This is a genomic window from Planococcus beijingensis, assembly GCF_016820615.1.
Lineage (GTDB): Bacteria > Bacillota > Bacilli > Bacillales_A > Planococcaceae > Planococcus > Planococcus notacanthi.
This window is the reverse complement of the sequence record NZ_JADHDZ010000006.1, coordinates 109,017-125,471: the sequence shown is the minus strand read 5'-3', so window position 1 is coordinate 125,471 and position 16,455 is coordinate 109,017. Positions and strand designations below refer to the sequence as shown.

Here is a 16,455-nt window from a genome sequence, read left to right as displayed (position 1 = left end):
AGTGGCTTCACAGTAAAATAAGGTTGGCTTTTGTAAGGAGAGATGGGTTCATCTTCTTCATTCTTGGATCAATAATTGTGAAATGATTTCAGCACTTCCTGGTGAAAACATAAACAGTGAAAAAGCAATACTTGCTGCTCCTATGCAGATTACTGCTGTTCGAATCAGCAAGGAAAATCGACTTTTCGAAAAGATTCCTTTCAACAGCAAATACATTCCGATGCCTAAAATTAAAAAATATCAAAATCCCATTGTGTCACCTCTTTCAAAGCCCTTTTATAAGAGGACGTCATCTATCATTAAAAGTTCGTAAAAACCCATTTCGCTCTGTATTCCCTTGTAAATCAGTGCTAAGGACCCTAATAAACCTTCTAATATAAATTGTTGATGGAAGACTCTGCTAGAAGTAGAAAGGAGCAGCAACAGAACAACAAAAAAACGCCAAAACCTGTAAGGGTTTTGACGTTTTTTATCTCACTATGGAGACGGCGGGAGTCGAACCCGCGTCCAGAAACTCCGCTACTTGAGCGTCTACGCGTGTAGCTTATTCATTGAGGTTTCATGCACCATTCTGCCAATAAGCAGGCGTCCTGGGCACTAATCTGAGAATCTCTCCCGTTTGCCTCAGATGGCAGCAAACGTTGTATCCCACTAAAGTTGAGCTTTACCCAGCCACATGGGCGATGGATAGATAAAGCAGATCCGAGCTTACGCTGCGAATGCTAGGTTTTGGTTTGTTTTGCCAGTTGTTATAAATACGTTGGTGACGGAGCCGACCCTCCGACGCGCGACCCAAGCCCAGATCATCCCTGTCGAATCCGTAACGTCCCCTTATTAAAAAGAGACACGGAAGATGAATAAACAGCTTCATGTGCTATATCTCTAGTATAAGGCAACATTGGTCTGACATCAAGTCTTAGCGATTGTGTTCTTTTATGGCACGGTCGATTTGCCGTTTTGCGTCTTTTTTCTTCAAATCTTCCCGTTTATCGTAGTTTTTCTTCCCTTTACCGACACCAAGCAAAATTTTCGCAAAGCCGTCTTTCAAATACATTTTCAGTGGAATGATTGCAGAACCCTGCACTTTCGAATGCGCCTGCAAGTCCGCGATCTGTTTTTTATGCAGCAACAGTTTGCGTGACCGTGTCGGGTCGTGGTTAAACTGGTTGCCCTGCTCGTAAGGGTTGATATGCATATTGGAAATCCAGGCTTCTCCATTACGGATCCGAACAAACGAATCCTTCAATTGGACTTTGCCGTTTCGTGCAGATTTAATCTCAGTACCCTGCAAGACAATCCCTGCCTCGATCGTTTCTTCGATGAAAAAATCGAAACCGGCTTTCTTGTTTTGGGCAATTACTTTGCCTTCTCCTTTGGCCATGTGGTTTCACCTCAGCTAGATTCAAAAAAGCGGCTCTGAAGCCGCTATTTTATTTTTTCTTGTTGCGTCCTTGTTTTGCGGCGCCTTCATAAAACTTTTTCTTTTTGTTTTTTGGCTTGCGTGTAGGACCGCCGCCTTCTGGCTTCTTGCCGTCGCGTCCCGGTTTTCCGCCACCGTCTTTTTTCGTGGCACGGATTACTTTCGGCTGTTCTCTTCTCGACTGGCGAGTGTTTTGCACCATGCCGACAATTTCAAAATCAATGGACGACTCTTCCGGTTTTACGCCGATGACTTTGATTTCAATTTCATCACCAATCCGGAATTGGCGTTTATTTCGTTCGCCGATCATCATCATGCTGCGATCGTCGAAACGGTAATAATCATCTGTCATATTGGAAACGTGAACCAAACCTTCAATGGTGTTCGCGAGTTCGATGAACAAACCGAAATTCGTTACAGAAGAAATGATGCCGGTAAATTGCTCGCCGATTTTATCAGCCATAAACTGTGACTTCTTCAAAGCGTCTGTATCTCGTTCAGCTTCCACTGCGCGGCGTTCGCGTTCCGACGTATGTGTCGCAATATCATCCATATTGGCTTCCCAATAGGCAATTGTTTTTTTCGACAGGTCCTTCTCGATCAAGTAAGTTCGAATTAGGCGGTGCACAACCAAATCAGGGTAACGGCGAATCGGCGACGTGAAATGCGTGTAGAATTCCGTAGACAAACCAAAATGCCCCAGGCTTTCATTCGAGTATTTCGCCTGTTGCATCGAACGAAGCATCATAGTTGAAATGACCGGTTCTTCCGGAGTCCCTGCAATCGACTCAACAATTTCCTGCAAAGCTTTTGGATGAATTTGTGTTCCTGAACCTTTCACCACGATGCCAAAATTCGTAACGAATTCGAAAAAGCGCTGCAGTTTTTCAGGCTTTGGATCTTCGTGGATACGGTAAATAGCGGGCACATTCATGTGATGGAAATGTTCAGCTACTGTTTCATTGGCAGCCAGCATAAACTCTTCAATCAGACGTTCAGCTACTGTGCGTTCACGAACCACAACGTCCACCGGGTAGCCATTTTCATCCACCAGCACTTTGGATTCCTTGAAATCGAAATCGATGGCACCACGGCGCATCCGCTTCGTACGAAGCACTTCAGCAAGTTCTTTCATCAATTCGAACATCGGTACCAATTCGCTGTACTTTTCTTTCAGCTCTTGGTTGTCCTGTTCGAGAATTTCATAGACATCTGTGTAAGTCATACGTGCCGAGGTCTTGATGACACTCTGGAAGATTTCATGGGACAGCACTTCGCCCTGTTCATTGAAAATCATTTCACAAGACAAAGTCAGACGATCCACCTGCGGATTCAATGAACAAATGCCATTTGACAAACGGTGCGGGATCATCGGAATGACACGATCAGTCAAATAGATGCTTGTTGCACGGTCATAGGCTTCCCGGTCAATAGCCGAGCCCTCCGTCACGTAATGGCTAACGTCAGCGATATGTACGCCTAATTTATACGTGCCATCTTCATACTTCACTACTTGAACGGCATCATCCAAGTCTTTGGCGTCAGCCCCATCAATCGTCACAATCTGTTCGTTGCGCAAATCGGTGCGGTCGTTCAAATCGGCCGGATCAATTTCATCCGGTACATTATTCGCCTGTTCCAGAACATCCGGCGGAAATTCCGTTTCAATGCCGTATTTATGGATAATGGAAAGAATATCGACACCCGGGTCATTTTTATGGCCAAGAATCTGCGTGACCATGCCTGTTGCAGATTTTCTGCCTTCCGGCCAGCCGGTAATCTCAACGACCACTTTGTGGCCATCTACAGCCCCTAGTGTATCGTCTTTAGCAATAAAGATGTCCATGTTCATTTTTTTATCATCTGTTACAACAAAACCGAAACCTTTATTGTCCTGGAATGTTCCGACAGCTCTTGTGGTGCCGCGTTCGATGATCCGGATAATCGCGCCTTCGCGACGGTCCCCAGAAGACCCTTCAGATACACGGATCAGCACGGTATCACCATTTATTGCACCATTTGTTTCAGTCGGCGGAATAAAGACATCATCCAATCCTGCTTCTTCAGGAGCGACAAAGCCGAAGCCTTTTGGATGCCCGATGAATTTTCCGCGCATCAGGTTCATGCGTTCCGGCACACCGTAACGGTTTGATCTTGAACGGACAAGTGCACCCGTTTCTTCAAGACGCACCAATGTTTTCACCAATTCCTTAAATTCATCGGCATCTTCAAAACCGAATTGCTCTTCTATTTCCTGTACAGTCAGCGGCTTGTATGCTTCTTCACGCATGAAGACCAGCAATCGCTGTTCCAATGAACGTTCGTTATTACTCAAATCTAACTCCTCCTTTGTGACGGTTCACACACTCCAATCAAGCGATTCGAGAAATGCAAAGATGTCTTCGTGCAATTGTTTTTTCTCTTTATCAAGCGTAATAACATGGCCCGACTTTTCGTACCACTTGATGTGTTTGTCGGTCGATTCGGCGGTGTCATAAATGACGTTGGCTGAATCCGTATTGATGACATCATCCAGTCTGCCCTGAACAACGAACAGTGGCGCATAAACATGATCCACTTGTTCTTTGACTTCTTCGATCAAGGCACGCAAATCGGCCAGCGATTCCATTGGCCGTTCTTGGAAAGCCTTCATTTCTTTTTCGATATCTTCATCGCTTTTTCCTTCATATTTCTTGTATTCACGCGCATATTTTAAGACACCCTCATACATGAGGTCAGTGGTTTTCATATACATCGGAGCGCACATGGTGACAATTCCCTTGATAGGTTTTGTATACCCTAATTTCAGGCTGAATACGCCGCCCAATGACAGTCCAGCCACCGCAATTTCAGTATATCCCTCTTCCAGCAATGTCTCATATGCTTTTTCCACGTCTTTCCACCAGTCGGCTGGACCAGTGCCCACTAATTCTTCAGGCGCTACGCCATGGCCTGCATAATGCGGGGCGATGCTTGTGTAGCCTTTGGTCTCCAAAAAACGGCCCAGCATGCGGACGTCTGCAGAATTTCCTGTAAAGCCGTGTAATAGAAGCACTGCCCGAGGGCCTGTTTTAAAGAAAAATGGTTTTGGTTGCGAAATCCGCATCATAATCCCTCCAATTCCAATACTAAAAGAAAACGCCCAACCATGTATGGTCAGGCGATTTAATCATCTACATTAAACTTTCGTTACGGCAACAGCCAGAATAAAGAATAAGGCAGCAAGTACGATCGTAACCCGGTGCAGGACCAAGTCCAAACCACGAGCTTTTTGCTTGCCGAAAAGTTGCTCTGCTCCACCGGAGATGGCTCCTGAAAGACCTGCACTTTTTCCAGATTGCAATAAAACGACAACGATTAATGCGAGCGATACGATGACGAGTAATGTCATTAACAACGTATGCATAAATTCCACCTCCTGAAAAGAACGTTCACAACAAGACTAAGTTTACCAAAAATTGTGACCTGTGACAATAGCAATAGAAAATAGAGACAAATGCCTCTATTTTCTTTAGCTAATGCATTTACTTTTCTAAATTTCAAAAACTAGTAGCAGATCGGAAGAAATCGCTTCAGGCGGACGCTTTCCGCGGGATAGCGAAGTGCCGAACTAACTCGGGCATCCAGCCCGAGTTAGTTCGGCGCAAGCACGCAGGAAAGCGGAGCTTATTTGTGAAATATCCACTGCAACCTATATGATTTAAAAAGCACTTGAACTCATGGGTTATTTTTTCAAGTTGTAGAAAGTTTTCAGACCCAAATATTGCCCTGTTTCAAACAATTGGTCTTCGATGCGCAACAACTGGTTGTATTTCGCAACGCGGTCCGTACGTGATGGAGCACCCGTTTTGATTTGTCCAGCATTTGTTGCAACAGCGATGTCTGCAATCGTGACATCTTCAGATTCGCCTGAACGGTGGCTGATGACAGCTGTGTAGCCGGCACGTTTCGCCATTTCAATTGCATCGAAAGTTTCTGTCAATGTACCGATTTGGTTAACTTTGATCAGGATTGAGTTGCCGATGCCTTCTTCGATTCCTTGAGCCAATTTTTTCGTGTTGGTAACGAATAGATCGTCTCCAACCAATTGCACTCTGTCACCGATTCGTTCAGTCAATAATTTATGTCCAGCCCAGTCGTTTTCATCCAATCCATCTTCAATCGAAATGATCGGGTATTTATTGCAAAGCTCTTCGTACCAGTCAACCATCTCTGCAGACGTTTTCACTGTGTTGTCGCCTGGCAGGTTATATACGCCTTTTTCTTTGTCATAGATTTCAGAAGAAGCGACATCCATTGCCAATAGTACATCAGTTCCAGGCTTGTAGCCGGCTTTTTCAATTGCTTCCATGATTGTTGTTAATGCTTCTTCGTTTGAACCTAAGTTCGGTGCAAAACCGCCTTCATCTCCAACAGAAGTGTTATAGCCTTTTTCTTTTAGTACAGCTTTCAAGTTATGGAAGATTTCTGCACCCATTTGAACGGCTTCACGGAATGATTTCGCTCCAACTGGCATAACCATGAATTCCTGGATATCCACATTGTTGTCGGCATGTTCGCCGCCGTTCAAGATGTTCATCATCGGTACCGGCAATTGTTTCGCGTTGAAACCGCCCAGGTACTGATAAAGCGGAAGATCCAAATAGTTGGCTGCAGCATGTGCAACAGCTAAAGAAACTCCAAGAATCGCATTGGCGCCTAAGCGCCCTTTGTTTTCCGTGCCGTCCAATTCAATCAATGCTTTGTCGATTGACACTTGGTCAAGGACTGAATATTTTTCTTCTAATGCTTCTGCAATTTCAGTATCGACATGCTCAACAGCTTTTAAAACACCTTTGCCAAGGTAGCGGCTCTTATCGCCATCACGCAATTCCACTGCTTCGTGTTCGCCTGTAGAGGCACCTGAAGGTACGATAGCGCGGCCGAATGCGCCGCTTTCTGTGAATACCTCAACTTCGATTGTCGGGTTCCCTCTTGAATCTAAAATCTCACGTGCTTGAATGTTTGTAATAATTGGCAATTAAAACAGCTCCCTTTTAATATAATGGTTTTCCAGTCATTTCGATCGGTTGTTCGATGTCCAGCATTTTTAAAATGGTTGGTGCCAAGTCGGCCAGAATGCCGCCTTCACGTAAAACATATCCGGATTTCGTCAAGATCACCGGTACTTTATTGGTCGTGTGTGCCGTCATAGGCATGCCTTCAATCGTCCGTACTTCGTCAGCGTTGCCATGGTCTGCAGTAATCAATGCCGAACCGCCTTGGGCATGCAAAGCATCAACTATACGGCCTAAGCATTCATCGACCACTTCGATGGCACGGATTGTCGGTTCCAGCAAGCCGCTATGGCCAACCATATCCGGATTTGCAAAATTCAGGATGATGGCATCGTGCGCACCAGCTTCGATTTGTTCCACCAGACGGTCGGTCACTTCGTATGCACTCATTTCAGGCTGCAGGTCATAAGTTGCCACTTTTGGAGACGCCACCAGAATACGGTCCTCTCCAGGAAAGACGCCTTCACGTCCTCCGCTCATAAAGAAAGTCACATGCGGGTATTTTTCGGTTTCTGCAATCCGCAGCTGAGTCAGTCCGTTCGCTGAAACCACTTCCCCGATTGTATTTTCCAGGTTCAGTGTTTCAAACGCTACACGAGTCGGCAATTCCTCACTATAAGAAGTGAACGTGACATATACCAAGTCTCTCGGGTGCTTAGCGCTTAATGGGAAACCGGTAAAATCTTCACGAATAAATGCCGATGTCAATTGGATCGAACGGTCCGGACGGAAGTTGAAGAAAATCAGTGAATCTCCAGAATCGATGGTCGCAACCGGCTTGCCATCTTCGACAATGGCGAACGGCACGATAAACTCATCTGAAATGTCCTGATCATAGGAATGGGTGATTCCAGCATTTGCCGATGGCGCTGTTTTACCGATTCCGTCAACCAGAACCCGATATGCCAAATCAGCACGTTCCCAGCGTTGATCGCGGTCCATTGCATAATAGCGCCCACTGATTGATGCAAATTTCCCGACACCAATTTCTTTCATTTGTTGTTCAGCTTGTTCAACATATTTAAGTGCTGTACGAGGCCCTACATCACGGCCGTCTAGGAAACCGTGAACATACACTTCTGTTAGTCCTTGCTGTTTGGCCAGTTTCAATAATGCAAAAAGGTGTTCGTAGTGGCTGTGTACGCCGCCATCGGACAATAAGCCCAAAATGTGCAGGGCTTTCCCGTTGTTTTTAGCATTGCTGACTGCTTCCAGAAAAGCGGCATTTTCATAAAAATCGCCATCGCGAATCGACTTGTTGATGCGCGTCAAATTCTGGTAGACAATCCGTCCAGCCCCAATATTCAAATGACCTACTTCAGAATTGCCCATTTGGCCATCTGGCAAACCGACAGCTTCTCCAGAAGCCGTCAGCAGTTCATGCGGATAACTTTTCCATAAGCGATCGAAATTCGGTTTGTTCGCTTGCGCTACTGCATTGCCAAAAGTCTCTTCACGGCAGCCGAATCCATCTAAGATGATAAGAGCTGCTGGATGTTCGGTTTTACGCATGTGAACCAGCCTCCAGCAATTTGACGAACGACTCGGTTTCCAGGCTTGCGCCGCCAACCAATGCTCCGTCAATATGCTTCATACCCATCAATTCAACAATATTAGCCGGTTTCACACTTCCGCCATACTGAATACGCAACTCTTCAGCAACCTCTTCGTTGTACAAAGCTGCTACTTTTTTGCGGACAATTCCACAAACTTCGTTGGCATCTTCAGCTGTAGCTGTTTTGCCTGTGCCAATAGCCCAAATTGGTTCGTAGGCAATGACAAGACGAGAAATTTGCTCTTCAGTCAACCCGGCAATACCTTTTTCCACTTGTGCTTCGACTACAGATCCTGTTTCGCCATTTTCACGCTGTTCCAAAGTTTCACCGACACAAAGTATCGGAATCAAGCCATGGTTGAAAGCGGCTTTTACTTTTTTGTTGGCAGACTCATCAGTTTCATTGAAATACTGGCGGCGCTCAGAATGGCCGATAATGACGTATTTCACACCGATGTCCGTTAATTGAACTGGGCTGATTTCCCCAGTGAACGCGCCTTCGTCTTCTTCCGACATGGTTTGTGCACCGATTTGAAGTGCACTATCTTGTGAAGAGATGACCAGCTGTGACAAAAATAATGCGGGTGCGCAAATAACTGCATCCACTTTGTCAGAATCCGGAACCAAACCGTTTACTTCTTCAATAAATTGTTTGGCTTCTCCAGCTGTTTTGTACATTTTCCAGTTTCCTGCAATAATTGGTTTTCTCACAAAAGCACTCCCTTTCCAGTCATTCGCTTTACTTGTCGGTCAATGCACTGACGCCCGGCAAGTCCTTGCCTTCCATAAATTCCAGTGAAGCTCCGCCGCCTGTCGAAATGTGGTCCATCTGATCAGCTACGTGGAATTTTTCCACAGCTGCAGCAGAATCCCCCCCACCGATGACAGTGTAGCCTGATGTCTCGGCCATAGCTTGAGCTACAGATTTCGTCCCATTTTCAAATGCCGGCATTTCAAATACCCCCATCGGTCCGTTCCAGATGATCAATTTCGAATTCTTGATAACATCTGCATACAACGCTGCTGTTTCAGGTCCGATATCAAGACCCATCCAATCAGCCGGTATTTCTTCGATTTTCACACTTTTCGTGTCTGCATCTTTGGAAAACTCGCTGGCAACTGTTGCATCCACCGGCAAATAAAACTTGACGCCTTTTTGTTTTGCTTTTTCGATAAAGGATTTTGCCAATTCTAATTTGTCTTCTTCCACTAAGGAGTTCCCAATTTCATATCCTTGAGCTTTGATGAAGGTATAGGAAAGCCCTCCACCAATCAATAGATTGTCCACTTTATCCAGTAGATGATCGATTACACCAATTTTATCTTTTACTTTTGCGCCACCGATGATGGCTGTAAATGGACGATCCGGTTCAGACAACGCTTTGCCCAAAACTTCAAGCTCTTTTTCCAGCAGCAAACCCGATACGGACGTCAAATAGCTGGCAATGCCTGCTGTTGAAGCATGTGCGCGGTGCGCTGCACCAAATGCATCATTGACGAAGACGTCTGCCAGTGCAGCAAATGCTTTAGCGAGTTCTTCGTCATTCTTTTCTTCACCCGGATGGAACCGGACATTTTCAAGCAGGACGATATCGCCTTCTTGCATAGCTGAAATCTCCTGTTCAACTTTTTCGCCGATTGATTCGTCCAGGCTTTTTACTTCTTTATGTAACAATTCACCTAACCGGACGCCTGTTGCAGCAAGTCTCATATCTTCATTGACTTCACCCTTAGGACGGCCAAGATGGCTGGCCAAAATCACTTTTGCGCCTTGCTCAATCAAGTATTCGATGGTTGGTACAGCTGCACGGATTCTTGTATCATCCGTCACTTTGCCATCTTCCATCGGCACGTTGAAATCGACACGGCAAAATACACGTTTTCCTTTCAAATCCAAATCTTTCATGGTCATTTTCTGCTGCATGAAAATACCTCCTATTTGTATTCAAAAAAATAAGGAGCGGGGTAAGTCCCCGCCCCTTTTACCCTCTTTTATTATAGAGGTTCATTGGTAATTAAGCTATGATTTTGGGATTACAAGCCCTTTTTGTACATGTGCAATGCAAGGTCGATACAACGTCCTGAGTAGCCGGATTCGTTATCGTACCAAGCAAGGACTTTGACCATGTTATCCCCGATGACCATAGTTGAAAGGCCATCGACAGTAGATGATGCAGTGTTGCCATTGTAGTCTCTAGAAACAAGTGGTAATTCGCTGTATTCCAGGAAACCTTTCAATTCGTTTTCAGATGCTTCTTTCAATGCATTGTTGACCTCTTCAACAGTTACATCTTTTTCAAGATGTGCAACCAAGTCGATCAATGAAACGTTTGGTGTCGGAACGCGGATTGCCATTCCATCAATTTTGCCTTCCAATTCAGGCAATACTTTAGCCACTGCAGTAGCTGCACCAGTAGTTGTTGGAATCATGGATTCAGCTGCTGCACGTGCGCGGCGGAAATCTTTGTGCGGAGAATCCAATAGAATCTGGTCATTTGTGTATGAATGGATTGTTGTCATCATTGCATGCTTGATGCCGAAACGATCGTTCAACACTTTTGACATTCCAGCAAGGCCGTTTGTTGTACAAGATGCGTTCGATACAACATCGTGTTCTTCAGGGTTGTACGTGTCATGGTTAACACCCATAACAAGTGTCTTCATGCCGTTTTTGCCTGGTGCTGAAACGATAACTTTTTTCGCGCCAGCTTCGATGTGTTTTGAAGCAGAAGCTGTATCTGTGAAGAATCCAGTAGATTCAACAACGATATCTACGCCAAGCTCTCCCCATGGAAGGTTTGAAGGATCTTTTTCAGAGAATACGCGGATTGTTTTGCCGTTTACGACAATGTTATCACCTTCTGCTGAAACTTCAGCATCCAATGTTCCGTGAATTGAATCATATTTTAGAAGGTGAGCCAGCATTTTTGCGTCAGTCAAGTCATTTACTGCTACAACTTCCACTTCTTCGTTTGCCATTGCCCCACGAAATACGATGCGTCCAATACGTCCAAATCCGTTAATTGCTAATTTTAAAGTCATTTACTATTCCTCCAATTTTTTAGTCAATTCAAGTATTTTTCGTGCTGCTCCTTCGTCAGTGATCAACACTGTCGGCGTCGGTGCATTGTTGAAATAAGATAAGATTGCCCTTGCCTTGGAACCTCCACCAGCAACTGCCAAAATTGTTGAAGCTTTTTGTACCTGCTCCAATTGAATCCCCGCTGTGCGGATCCGATAAACAATTTTTCCATCTTTGTCGAAATAATAGCCAAAAGCCTCACTGATTGCTCCGCCAGACCGTATCTTTTCTACCTCTTCCAATGAAGAATGCCGACGAACCGCCATTTCTTCCGCATTGCCTATGCCATGGACCACTACATCAGTCTGATCATACAAGTCCATCATTTCCTTGATCACTGGCTCTTTCATCATCATTGCAAATGCTTCAGCGCTTAAGTGATCAGGCAAGTAAAGAGTTTTGAACGAACCGCCTGTTTTTTCCGCAAAAGCGGCGGCAATGGTGTTTGCCTGATGCAGGACATCTTCTCCAAGCCCACCGCGGGCTGCGATAAATTGAAGTGTCCGATCCGGCTTGCCGATGGATAATTCTTTCGAAATGGCTGCCATCGTGCTGCCCCCGGTAACGGCTATTTTCTTACAGCGCCCGAATAATGCTTCCAAAAGCCGGGCGGCTTCTTTGCCGATATGGGATTTTACTGCTGGAATTTCATCACTGTCTTGTGGCAAAATCACCACTTTTGAAATTCCTAATATCGACTGCAGCTGAATTTCCATATCAGTCAGCCCGGACAGTTCACGCACGAAAACTTTCAGCTCTTCCAGTACTTCCAATCCTTGCGAAGTAACCGTCATGCCCGCCGTTTTCATTTCAATCAACTGCTGATTGCGCAGCAGATCGGTTTCTTTCCTAATTTCACGCTCTGTAGCTCCGGCAACTTCACTTAACGTTCGCCTGCCGATCGGTTGTTCCAAATTGATGGTCTGTAAAATCTGGTACCGTTTTTTCAGGAGTTCGGACATTTCTGGCATCAGCTTTTGCTGAGCAGCAGATAAAGCATCCATTTGTTCACTCCATTCCAGTTGGACGTTTTTTGTCCCATTAAATAATTTTATGTCCCACTAAATTCATTCTACCGAATCTTTCTATCAATTGCAAACAAAAAGAAGCGTTAACTTTCTAACGCTTCCAATAAATCTACATAACCGATATTGCCGTACAGCAAAACCTCATTGTCTTTTTCCAAAACCGGAATCATCAGCATGTATTTTTCATGCAATTCATCATCACTTTCGATATCGATTTCTTTGTACGACAATGGAAAGTCTTCATTTACCAATTGAATCATCAACTTAGCTTCATCACAAAGTGGACAATTGGCGCGCGTATACAGGGTAAACATTGGATTCCTTCTTTCTCTAAAAAGCATTAGCTTATACTTTTAGAAGCCTCGCCCGGCACCGCCGCCTCCAGACATGCCGCCTCCGCCTCCACGGAAACCACCGCCTCCGAAACCGCCACCACCAAAACCGCCGCCAAAGTTTCCTGGACCCATGTAAATTGTTCTGCGGCCCATACGCCTGCCACGGCCGCCGCCTTTGCCTCCGCCTCCTCCGGTAATAAGGATGAGAATAGCAGAAACAATCAGGATGGTCATGAATGGCGGAAGTCCTTCTTGCTGCTGTTGGGTAGCCGCTGCCTGCGGTTCTACAGGTTCACCATTCCATTGATATTCAGCGGCAACTTCCTGATACAGGACTTCATACAAATTGATGACGCCTTCACTGTAATTGCCCTGGCTCAAATAAGGAATAGCGTATTCATCCAAAATCCGGCCGACTTTCCCATCCGGCAATGCGCCTTCCAGACCGTAACCGATTTCCACATAAATTTCCCGGTCATTCGGTTCATCCAGTGACAGAACTACCAGAATTCCGTTGTTTTCTTCTTCCGAACCGACGCCATAATGACGGAACGCCTGATTGGCGTAACTTTCAATCGGTTCACCTTCAAGCGTGGGAATTACCAGTACCATGATCTGGGCACTAGTCGCATCTTCCAGACCACGACCTAATTGGCGCAGCTCCTCTTTTTGCTGTTCTGACAAAATACCGACTTCATCCTGAACGTAAATATCATTCGTCAATTCCGGAAAGTCAGCTGCAACACCTTGCCCGCTGACCATCAGCAGCAGGAAGCATAGGAGCGCTATTCTGCGTCTCATTGTTCATCCTCATCTGTTCCAAAATCGACTTCAGGTGCTTCGGATGCATCCGGATCTGCTTCGAAGTATTCTTTTTCATCAAATCCGAAAATACCAGCAATCATGTTCCCCGGAAAACTTCTGGCTTTACGGTTAAATTCCGAAACGGTTGCATTATAATCTTGGCGGGCTACCGCGATGCGATTTTCCGTACCGGCCAGTTCATCCGACAGCTGCTGGAAATTTTCGCTAGAGCGGATCTCTGGGTAATTTTCCACTACGACAAGCAAGCGGCTCAATGCCCCGCTCAATTCAGCATCTGCTTCCGCCTGTTCACTGACGCCTTCCGCACCGGCCAAGTTCGAACGGGCTTCCGTTACACTGTCGATGACATCCTGTTCTTGATCAGCGAAGCCTTTCACTGTTTCCACCAGGTTCGGGATCAGATCCAACCTGCGCTGCAGCTGGTTTTCAATCTGGGCATACGACTGGTTGACGTCCTCTTCAAGCTGGACAAAACCATTGTAGCTTGGCACAAGAATGGCTGCCACAATGGCAATTAATGCAATTACAATAATAATAGGAATCAACAATTTCCTCAAATGCTCCACCTCTTTAACTAGTATGTACTAGTAATCATTTCCCTTACCACACGACTTTTTAAACGTTTCTTTTTGGAATAGGCCTGAAAAGAAGGAGTAGACAGATGCTAGCTGCGCAATTTCTTTAGAATGTGATTTCTCTAAATTGAAAAATATGACTTCCCACCTAATCTATTCAGGCAGAATGGGCTGGAAAATCCCTAGCATTTCAAATAATTTCATCTGGCCAACTTTCAATTTATCTCATCATTAGTTAAAATTTCCGTTTTGCACCGCCGCCTCCACCAGAACCTCCTCCACCTCTGCGGGGTCTGCTGCCTCCAGAGCTTTTTCTGGCACTACCGCTCCGTGATTGGCCTCTCAACCGGCCACTTCTGGATTTTTTGCCATTGCCTCTTCCTGCACCATCTCCAAATAAGGCCACAACAATCCAAATGCCAATGACGATGGCTATAATGACACGATGAAGCGGCCATTTTTCACGGGGCTCATAAGCAGGAACTTGGGATGCTCCAGTCTGGGTAGCGGCAGCTTCAACATTTTGGCTATATTCTGCTGTCACTTCATGATAAAGCGCTGTATAGGTATTCCTAATGCCTTGGTCGAATTGATCTTTCTTCAAATACGGCACGGCGTAATCATCCAATATCCGCCCTACCTTAGCATCCGGCAAAACACCTTCAAGACCGTAGCCCGTAGCGATATAGATTTCACGGTCGCCTGTCGAAACTACCATCAGAACACCGTTATTTTCTTCTTCAGAACCAATTTCGTAATGGCGCAGAGCTTCTAAAGCATAGCTTTCAATAGCCTCTCCTTCCAGCGAAGGAATGGCCATCACAGCAATCTGGGCAGTCGTCGCATCTTCTAAGTTTTTACCTAAAAGGCGCAATTCTTCTTCAGCTTCATCGGATAGAACATCAGAAATATCCTGTACATAAATATCATTGGTTAGTTCCGGGAAATCGATTGCGTTGACAGGAACAGCCATCAGGAAAATCCCTAATGCACTCAAAAGGATAATTTTTTTCTTCATTCTTCATTATCCATTCCGAAATTGATGGCCAACACTTCAGAAGCACCTGGATTTTCTTCAAAATACTTTTCTCTATTCAAACCGAATCCACCTCTAATCCATAAGGTTACACTTAGATTGGAAATCACTAATTTCTTCATCCAGCTTCCCTCTTTTCGATACTACGTAATAATATTTCGTTATAATTATGCATGTAAACTTTTTACATATCTTTCGTAGTATAGCTCATTTAACCTCTGAACAGAAGATTCCATCCATAAGCGATTTTTCGCATCTTTGCATATGGCAACCAAAAAAAAGCCCGCATCGCCGATTAAACGGCAAAACGGACTTTCCTGTTTATTGATGCCCTCGGAGGGAATCGAACCCCCATCTCAAGAACCGGAATCTTACGTGTGATCCATTACACTACGAGGGCGTATTCGCTATTAGCGACTTTTCTATTATACAAAACCATTCTGACTTAATCAAGTCCATTTTTTTAATTCGTTAGATTTGACCTTCATTGACCATCATGTGTATGATAATAGTACAGCTGAGAGAACTTTCAGCATTGTTTGCACACCACTTAATCGAGGAGGAACTATTCTATGAACTTAATTCCTACAGTAATCGAACAAACAAGCCGAGGCGAACGTGCTTATGACATTTATTCACGTTTGTTGAAAGACCGTGTTATTATGCTGGGCAGCGGAATTGATGATAATGTTGCGAATTCAATCGTCGCGCAGCTTCTGTTCCTTGAAGCGGAAGATCCGGACAAAGACATTTCCATTTACATCAACAGCCCAGGCGGCAGCATCACAGCCGGTATGGCAATTTACGATACAATGCAGTTTATCCGTCCAGACGTACAGACAATTTGTATCGGTATGGCAGCTTCAATGGGTGCATTCCTTTTGGCAGCTGGCACAAAAGGCAAACGCCTTGCATTGCCGAATGCCGAAGTCATGATTCACCAGCCTCTTGGTGGTGCTCAAGGCCAAGCGACTGAAATTGAAATTGCAGCGAAACGCATTCTTCATCTTCGCGAGAAATTGAACCAGATCTTGTCTGAACGCACAGGACAACCAATCGAAGTCATTTCCAAAGATACGGACCGCGATAACTTCATGACAGCAGAACGCGCGCTTGAATATGGCTTGATCGACCAAGTCATCACACGCAGCAAATTGCCTGAAAACCACAAAAAAGATATCTAAAACAAAAACCTCACAGCCATTGGGCTGTGAGGTTTTTATTTGCTCTAATCAGAGGTGATCAAGCTTCCTGCTCGATAATTCCAGAAAGCGACTGAACCGCTTTTTCCTCGTCCAAGCCGTCTGCTGAAATCGTGATGAGTGTGCCTTTGCTGATGGCTAGGCTCATGATTCCCATGATGCTTTTAGCGTTTACTTTTTTATTGTCTTTTTCCAAGTAGATATCCGCTGTGTATCTGTTCGCTTCTTGAACAAATAAAGCAGCCTGTCTTGCTTGAAGACCTGATTTCAATAATACTTTCACCTGTTTTTCAACCATACTTATCCTCCTCTAAAACTTCACTCTCTTATATATGAAAGA

The 16,455-nt window shown here is 45.0% G+C and carries 17 protein-coding genes, 1 tRNA gene and 1 other RNA gene; 1 reads left to right on the top strand and 18 read right to left on the bottom strand.

What is annotated here, in order from left to right; genetic code table 11:
* Window positions 1-477: 477 nt before the first annotated feature.
* The 17 genes from ssrA to IRE19_RS14795 form a co-directional block, all read right to left on the bottom strand.
* Window positions 478-831, bottom strand: a transfer-messenger RNA (tmRNA) gene (gene ssrA, locus IRE19_RS14875).
* 85 nt (window positions 832-916) lie between these two features.
* Window positions 917-1,381 (bottom strand): SsrA-binding protein SmpB, encoded by a 465-nt coding sequence (gene smpB / locus IRE19_RS14870; RefSeq protein WP_191716539.1) that lies wholly within the window; start codon window positions 1,379-1,381, stop codon window positions 917-919.
* A gap of 49 nt (window positions 1,382-1,430) precedes the next feature.
* Entirely contained in the window at window positions 1,431-3,755 is a 2,325-nt protein-coding gene (gene rnr / locus IRE19_RS14865) for a ribonuclease R (protein WP_203341002.1), read from the bottom strand.
* Between the two features lie 24 nt (window positions 3,756-3,779).
* Complete coding sequence (locus tag IRE19_RS14860; protein WP_203341039.1) at window positions 3,780-4,526, bottom strand: alpha/beta hydrolase; 747 nt, start codon at window positions 4,524-4,526, stop codon at window positions 3,780-3,782.
* 72 nt (window positions 4,527-4,598) lie between these two features.
* Window positions 4,599-4,826: a preprotein translocase subunit SecG gene (gene secG / locus IRE19_RS14855; RefSeq protein WP_049694326.1), complete on the bottom strand. Its 228-nt coding sequence runs from the start codon at window positions 4,824-4,826 to the stop codon at window positions 4,599-4,601.
* 318 nt (window positions 4,827-5,144) lie between these two features.
* A complete protein-coding gene (gene eno / locus IRE19_RS14850) occupies window positions 5,145-6,440 on the bottom strand; it encodes a phosphopyruvate hydratase (protein ID WP_191716542.1) in 1,296 nt (431 codons plus the stop codon).
* A 16-nt stretch (window positions 6,441-6,456) separates the two neighbouring features.
* Complete coding sequence (gene gpmI / locus IRE19_RS14845; RefSeq protein ID WP_203341001.1) at window positions 6,457-7,989, bottom strand: 2,3-bisphosphoglycerate-independent phosphoglycerate mutase; 1,533 nt, start codon at window positions 7,987-7,989, stop codon at window positions 6,457-6,459.
* The gene (gene tpiA, locus IRE19_RS14840; protein ID WP_203341000.1) at window positions 7,982-8,743 is read right to left on the bottom strand and encodes a triose-phosphate isomerase; all 762 of its coding nucleotides are present in this window, start codon (window positions 8,741-8,743) and stop codon (window positions 7,982-7,984) included. Before tpiA ends, gpmI begins: the two co-directional genes overlap by 8 nt.
* Before the next feature lie 28 nt (window positions 8,744-8,771).
* Window positions 8,772-9,956: a phosphoglycerate kinase gene (locus tag IRE19_RS14835; RefSeq protein WP_203340999.1), complete on the bottom strand. Its 1,185-nt coding sequence runs from the start codon at window positions 9,954-9,956 to the stop codon at window positions 8,772-8,774.
* Between the two features lie 110 nt (window positions 9,957-10,066).
* A complete protein-coding gene (gap, locus tag IRE19_RS14830) occupies window positions 10,067-11,074 on the bottom strand; it encodes a type I glyceraldehyde-3-phosphate dehydrogenase (protein WP_203340998.1) in 1,008 nt (335 codons plus the stop codon).
* Window positions 11,075-11,077: 3 nt separating this feature from the next.
* The gene (locus IRE19_RS14825; protein WP_203340997.1) at window positions 11,078-12,118 is read right to left on the bottom strand and encodes a sugar-binding transcriptional regulator; all 1,041 of its coding nucleotides are present in this window, start codon (window positions 12,116-12,118) and stop codon (window positions 11,078-11,080) included.
* A 107-nt stretch (window positions 12,119-12,225) separates the two neighbouring features.
* Window positions 12,226-12,456 (bottom strand): glutaredoxin family protein, encoded by a 231-nt coding sequence (locus tag IRE19_RS14820; protein ID WP_203340996.1) that lies wholly within the window; start codon window positions 12,454-12,456, stop codon window positions 12,226-12,228.
* Between the two features lie 39 nt (window positions 12,457-12,495).
* Window positions 12,496-13,278 carry a TPM domain-containing protein gene (locus tag IRE19_RS14815; RefSeq protein WP_203340995.1) on the bottom strand — a complete coding sequence of 261 codons (783 nt, stop codon included), beginning with the start codon at window positions 13,276-13,278 and terminating at the stop codon, window positions 12,496-12,498.
* Window positions 13,275-13,859: a LemA family protein gene (locus IRE19_RS14810; RefSeq protein WP_191716550.1), complete on the bottom strand. Its 585-nt coding sequence runs from the start codon at window positions 13,857-13,859 to the stop codon at window positions 13,275-13,277. The genes IRE19_RS14815 and IRE19_RS14810 overlap by 4 nt, the downstream gene beginning before the upstream one ends.
* A 253-nt stretch (window positions 13,860-14,112) precedes the next feature.
* A complete protein-coding gene (locus IRE19_RS14805) occupies window positions 14,113-14,895 on the bottom strand; it encodes a TPM domain-containing protein (protein WP_203340994.1) in 783 nt (260 codons plus the stop codon).
* Window positions 14,892-15,035: a hypothetical protein gene (locus IRE19_RS14800; protein WP_203340993.1), complete on the bottom strand. Its 144-nt coding sequence runs from the start codon at window positions 15,033-15,035 to the stop codon at window positions 14,892-14,894. Before IRE19_RS14800 ends, IRE19_RS14805 begins: the two co-directional genes overlap by 4 nt.
* 206 nt (window positions 15,036-15,241) lie before the next feature.
* Window positions 15,242-15,313: transfer RNA gene (locus IRE19_RS14795), tRNA-Arg, on the bottom strand.
* 172 nt (window positions 15,314-15,485) lie between these two features.
* Here IRE19_RS14795 and clpP point away from each other — a divergent pair.
* Window positions 15,486-16,097: an ATP-dependent Clp endopeptidase proteolytic subunit ClpP gene (clpP, locus tag IRE19_RS14790; RefSeq protein ID WP_191716553.1), complete on the top strand. Its 612-nt coding sequence runs from the start codon at window positions 15,486-15,488 to the stop codon at window positions 16,095-16,097.
* Window positions 16,098-16,155: 58 nt separating this feature from the next.
* On the opposite strand, the gene IRE19_RS14785 is transcribed toward clpP, so the two are convergent.
* Window positions 16,156-16,413: an HPr family phosphocarrier protein gene (locus tag IRE19_RS14785; RefSeq protein WP_191716554.1), complete on the bottom strand. Its 258-nt coding sequence runs from the start codon at window positions 16,411-16,413 to the stop codon at window positions 16,156-16,158.
* Window positions 16,414-16,455: the final 42 nt, after the last annotated feature.

Excerpts from the sequence above, each read along its gene's own strand:
- IRE19_RS14825 (WP_203340997.1), bottom strand. The coding sequence starts at position 12,118 with ATGGATGCTTTATCTGCTGCTCAGCAAAAGCTGATGCCAGAAATGTCC.
- gap (WP_203340998.1), bottom strand. The coding sequence starts at position 11,074 with ATGACTTTAAAATTAGCAATTAACGGATTTGGACGTATTGGACGCATC.
- gpmI (WP_203341001.1), bottom strand. The coding sequence starts at position 7,989 with ATGCGTAAAACCGAACATCCAGCAGCTCTTATCATCTTAGATGGATTC.
- secG (WP_049694326.1), bottom strand. The coding sequence starts at position 4,826 with ATGCATACGTTGTTAATGACATTACTCGTCATCGTATCGCTCGCATTA.
- IRE19_RS14800 (WP_203340993.1), bottom strand. The coding sequence starts at position 15,035 with ATGAAGAAATTAGTGATTTCCAATCTAAGTGTAACCTTATGGATTAGA.
- IRE19_RS14835 (WP_203340999.1), bottom strand. The coding sequence starts at position 9,956 with ATGCAGCAGAAAATGACCATGAAAGATTTGGATTTGAAAGGAAAACGT.
- smpB (WP_191716539.1), bottom strand. The coding sequence starts at position 1,381 with ATGGCCAAAGGAGAAGGCAAAGTAATTGCCCAAAACAAGAAAGCCGGT.
- clpP (WP_191716553.1), top strand. The coding sequence starts at position 15,486 with ATGAACTTAATTCCTACAGTAATCGAACAAACAAGCCGAGGCGAACGT.
- IRE19_RS14820 (WP_203340996.1), bottom strand. The coding sequence starts at position 12,456 with ATGTTTACCCTGTATACGCGCGCCAATTGTCCACTTTGTGATGAAGCT.
- IRE19_RS14860 (WP_203341039.1), bottom strand. The coding sequence starts at position 4,526 with ATGCGGATTTCGCAACCAAAACCATTTTTCTTTAAAACAGGCCCTCGG.
- IRE19_RS14805 (WP_203340994.1), bottom strand. The coding sequence starts at position 14,895 with ATGAAGAAAAAAATTATCCTTTTGAGTGCATTAGGGATTTTCCTGATG.
- IRE19_RS14815 (WP_203340995.1), bottom strand. The coding sequence starts at position 13,278 with ATGAGACGCAGAATAGCGCTCCTATGCTTCCTGCTGCTGATGGTCAGC.
- IRE19_RS14785 (WP_191716554.1), bottom strand. The coding sequence starts at position 16,413 with ATGGTTGAAAAACAGGTGAAAGTATTATTGAAATCAGGTCTTCAAGCA.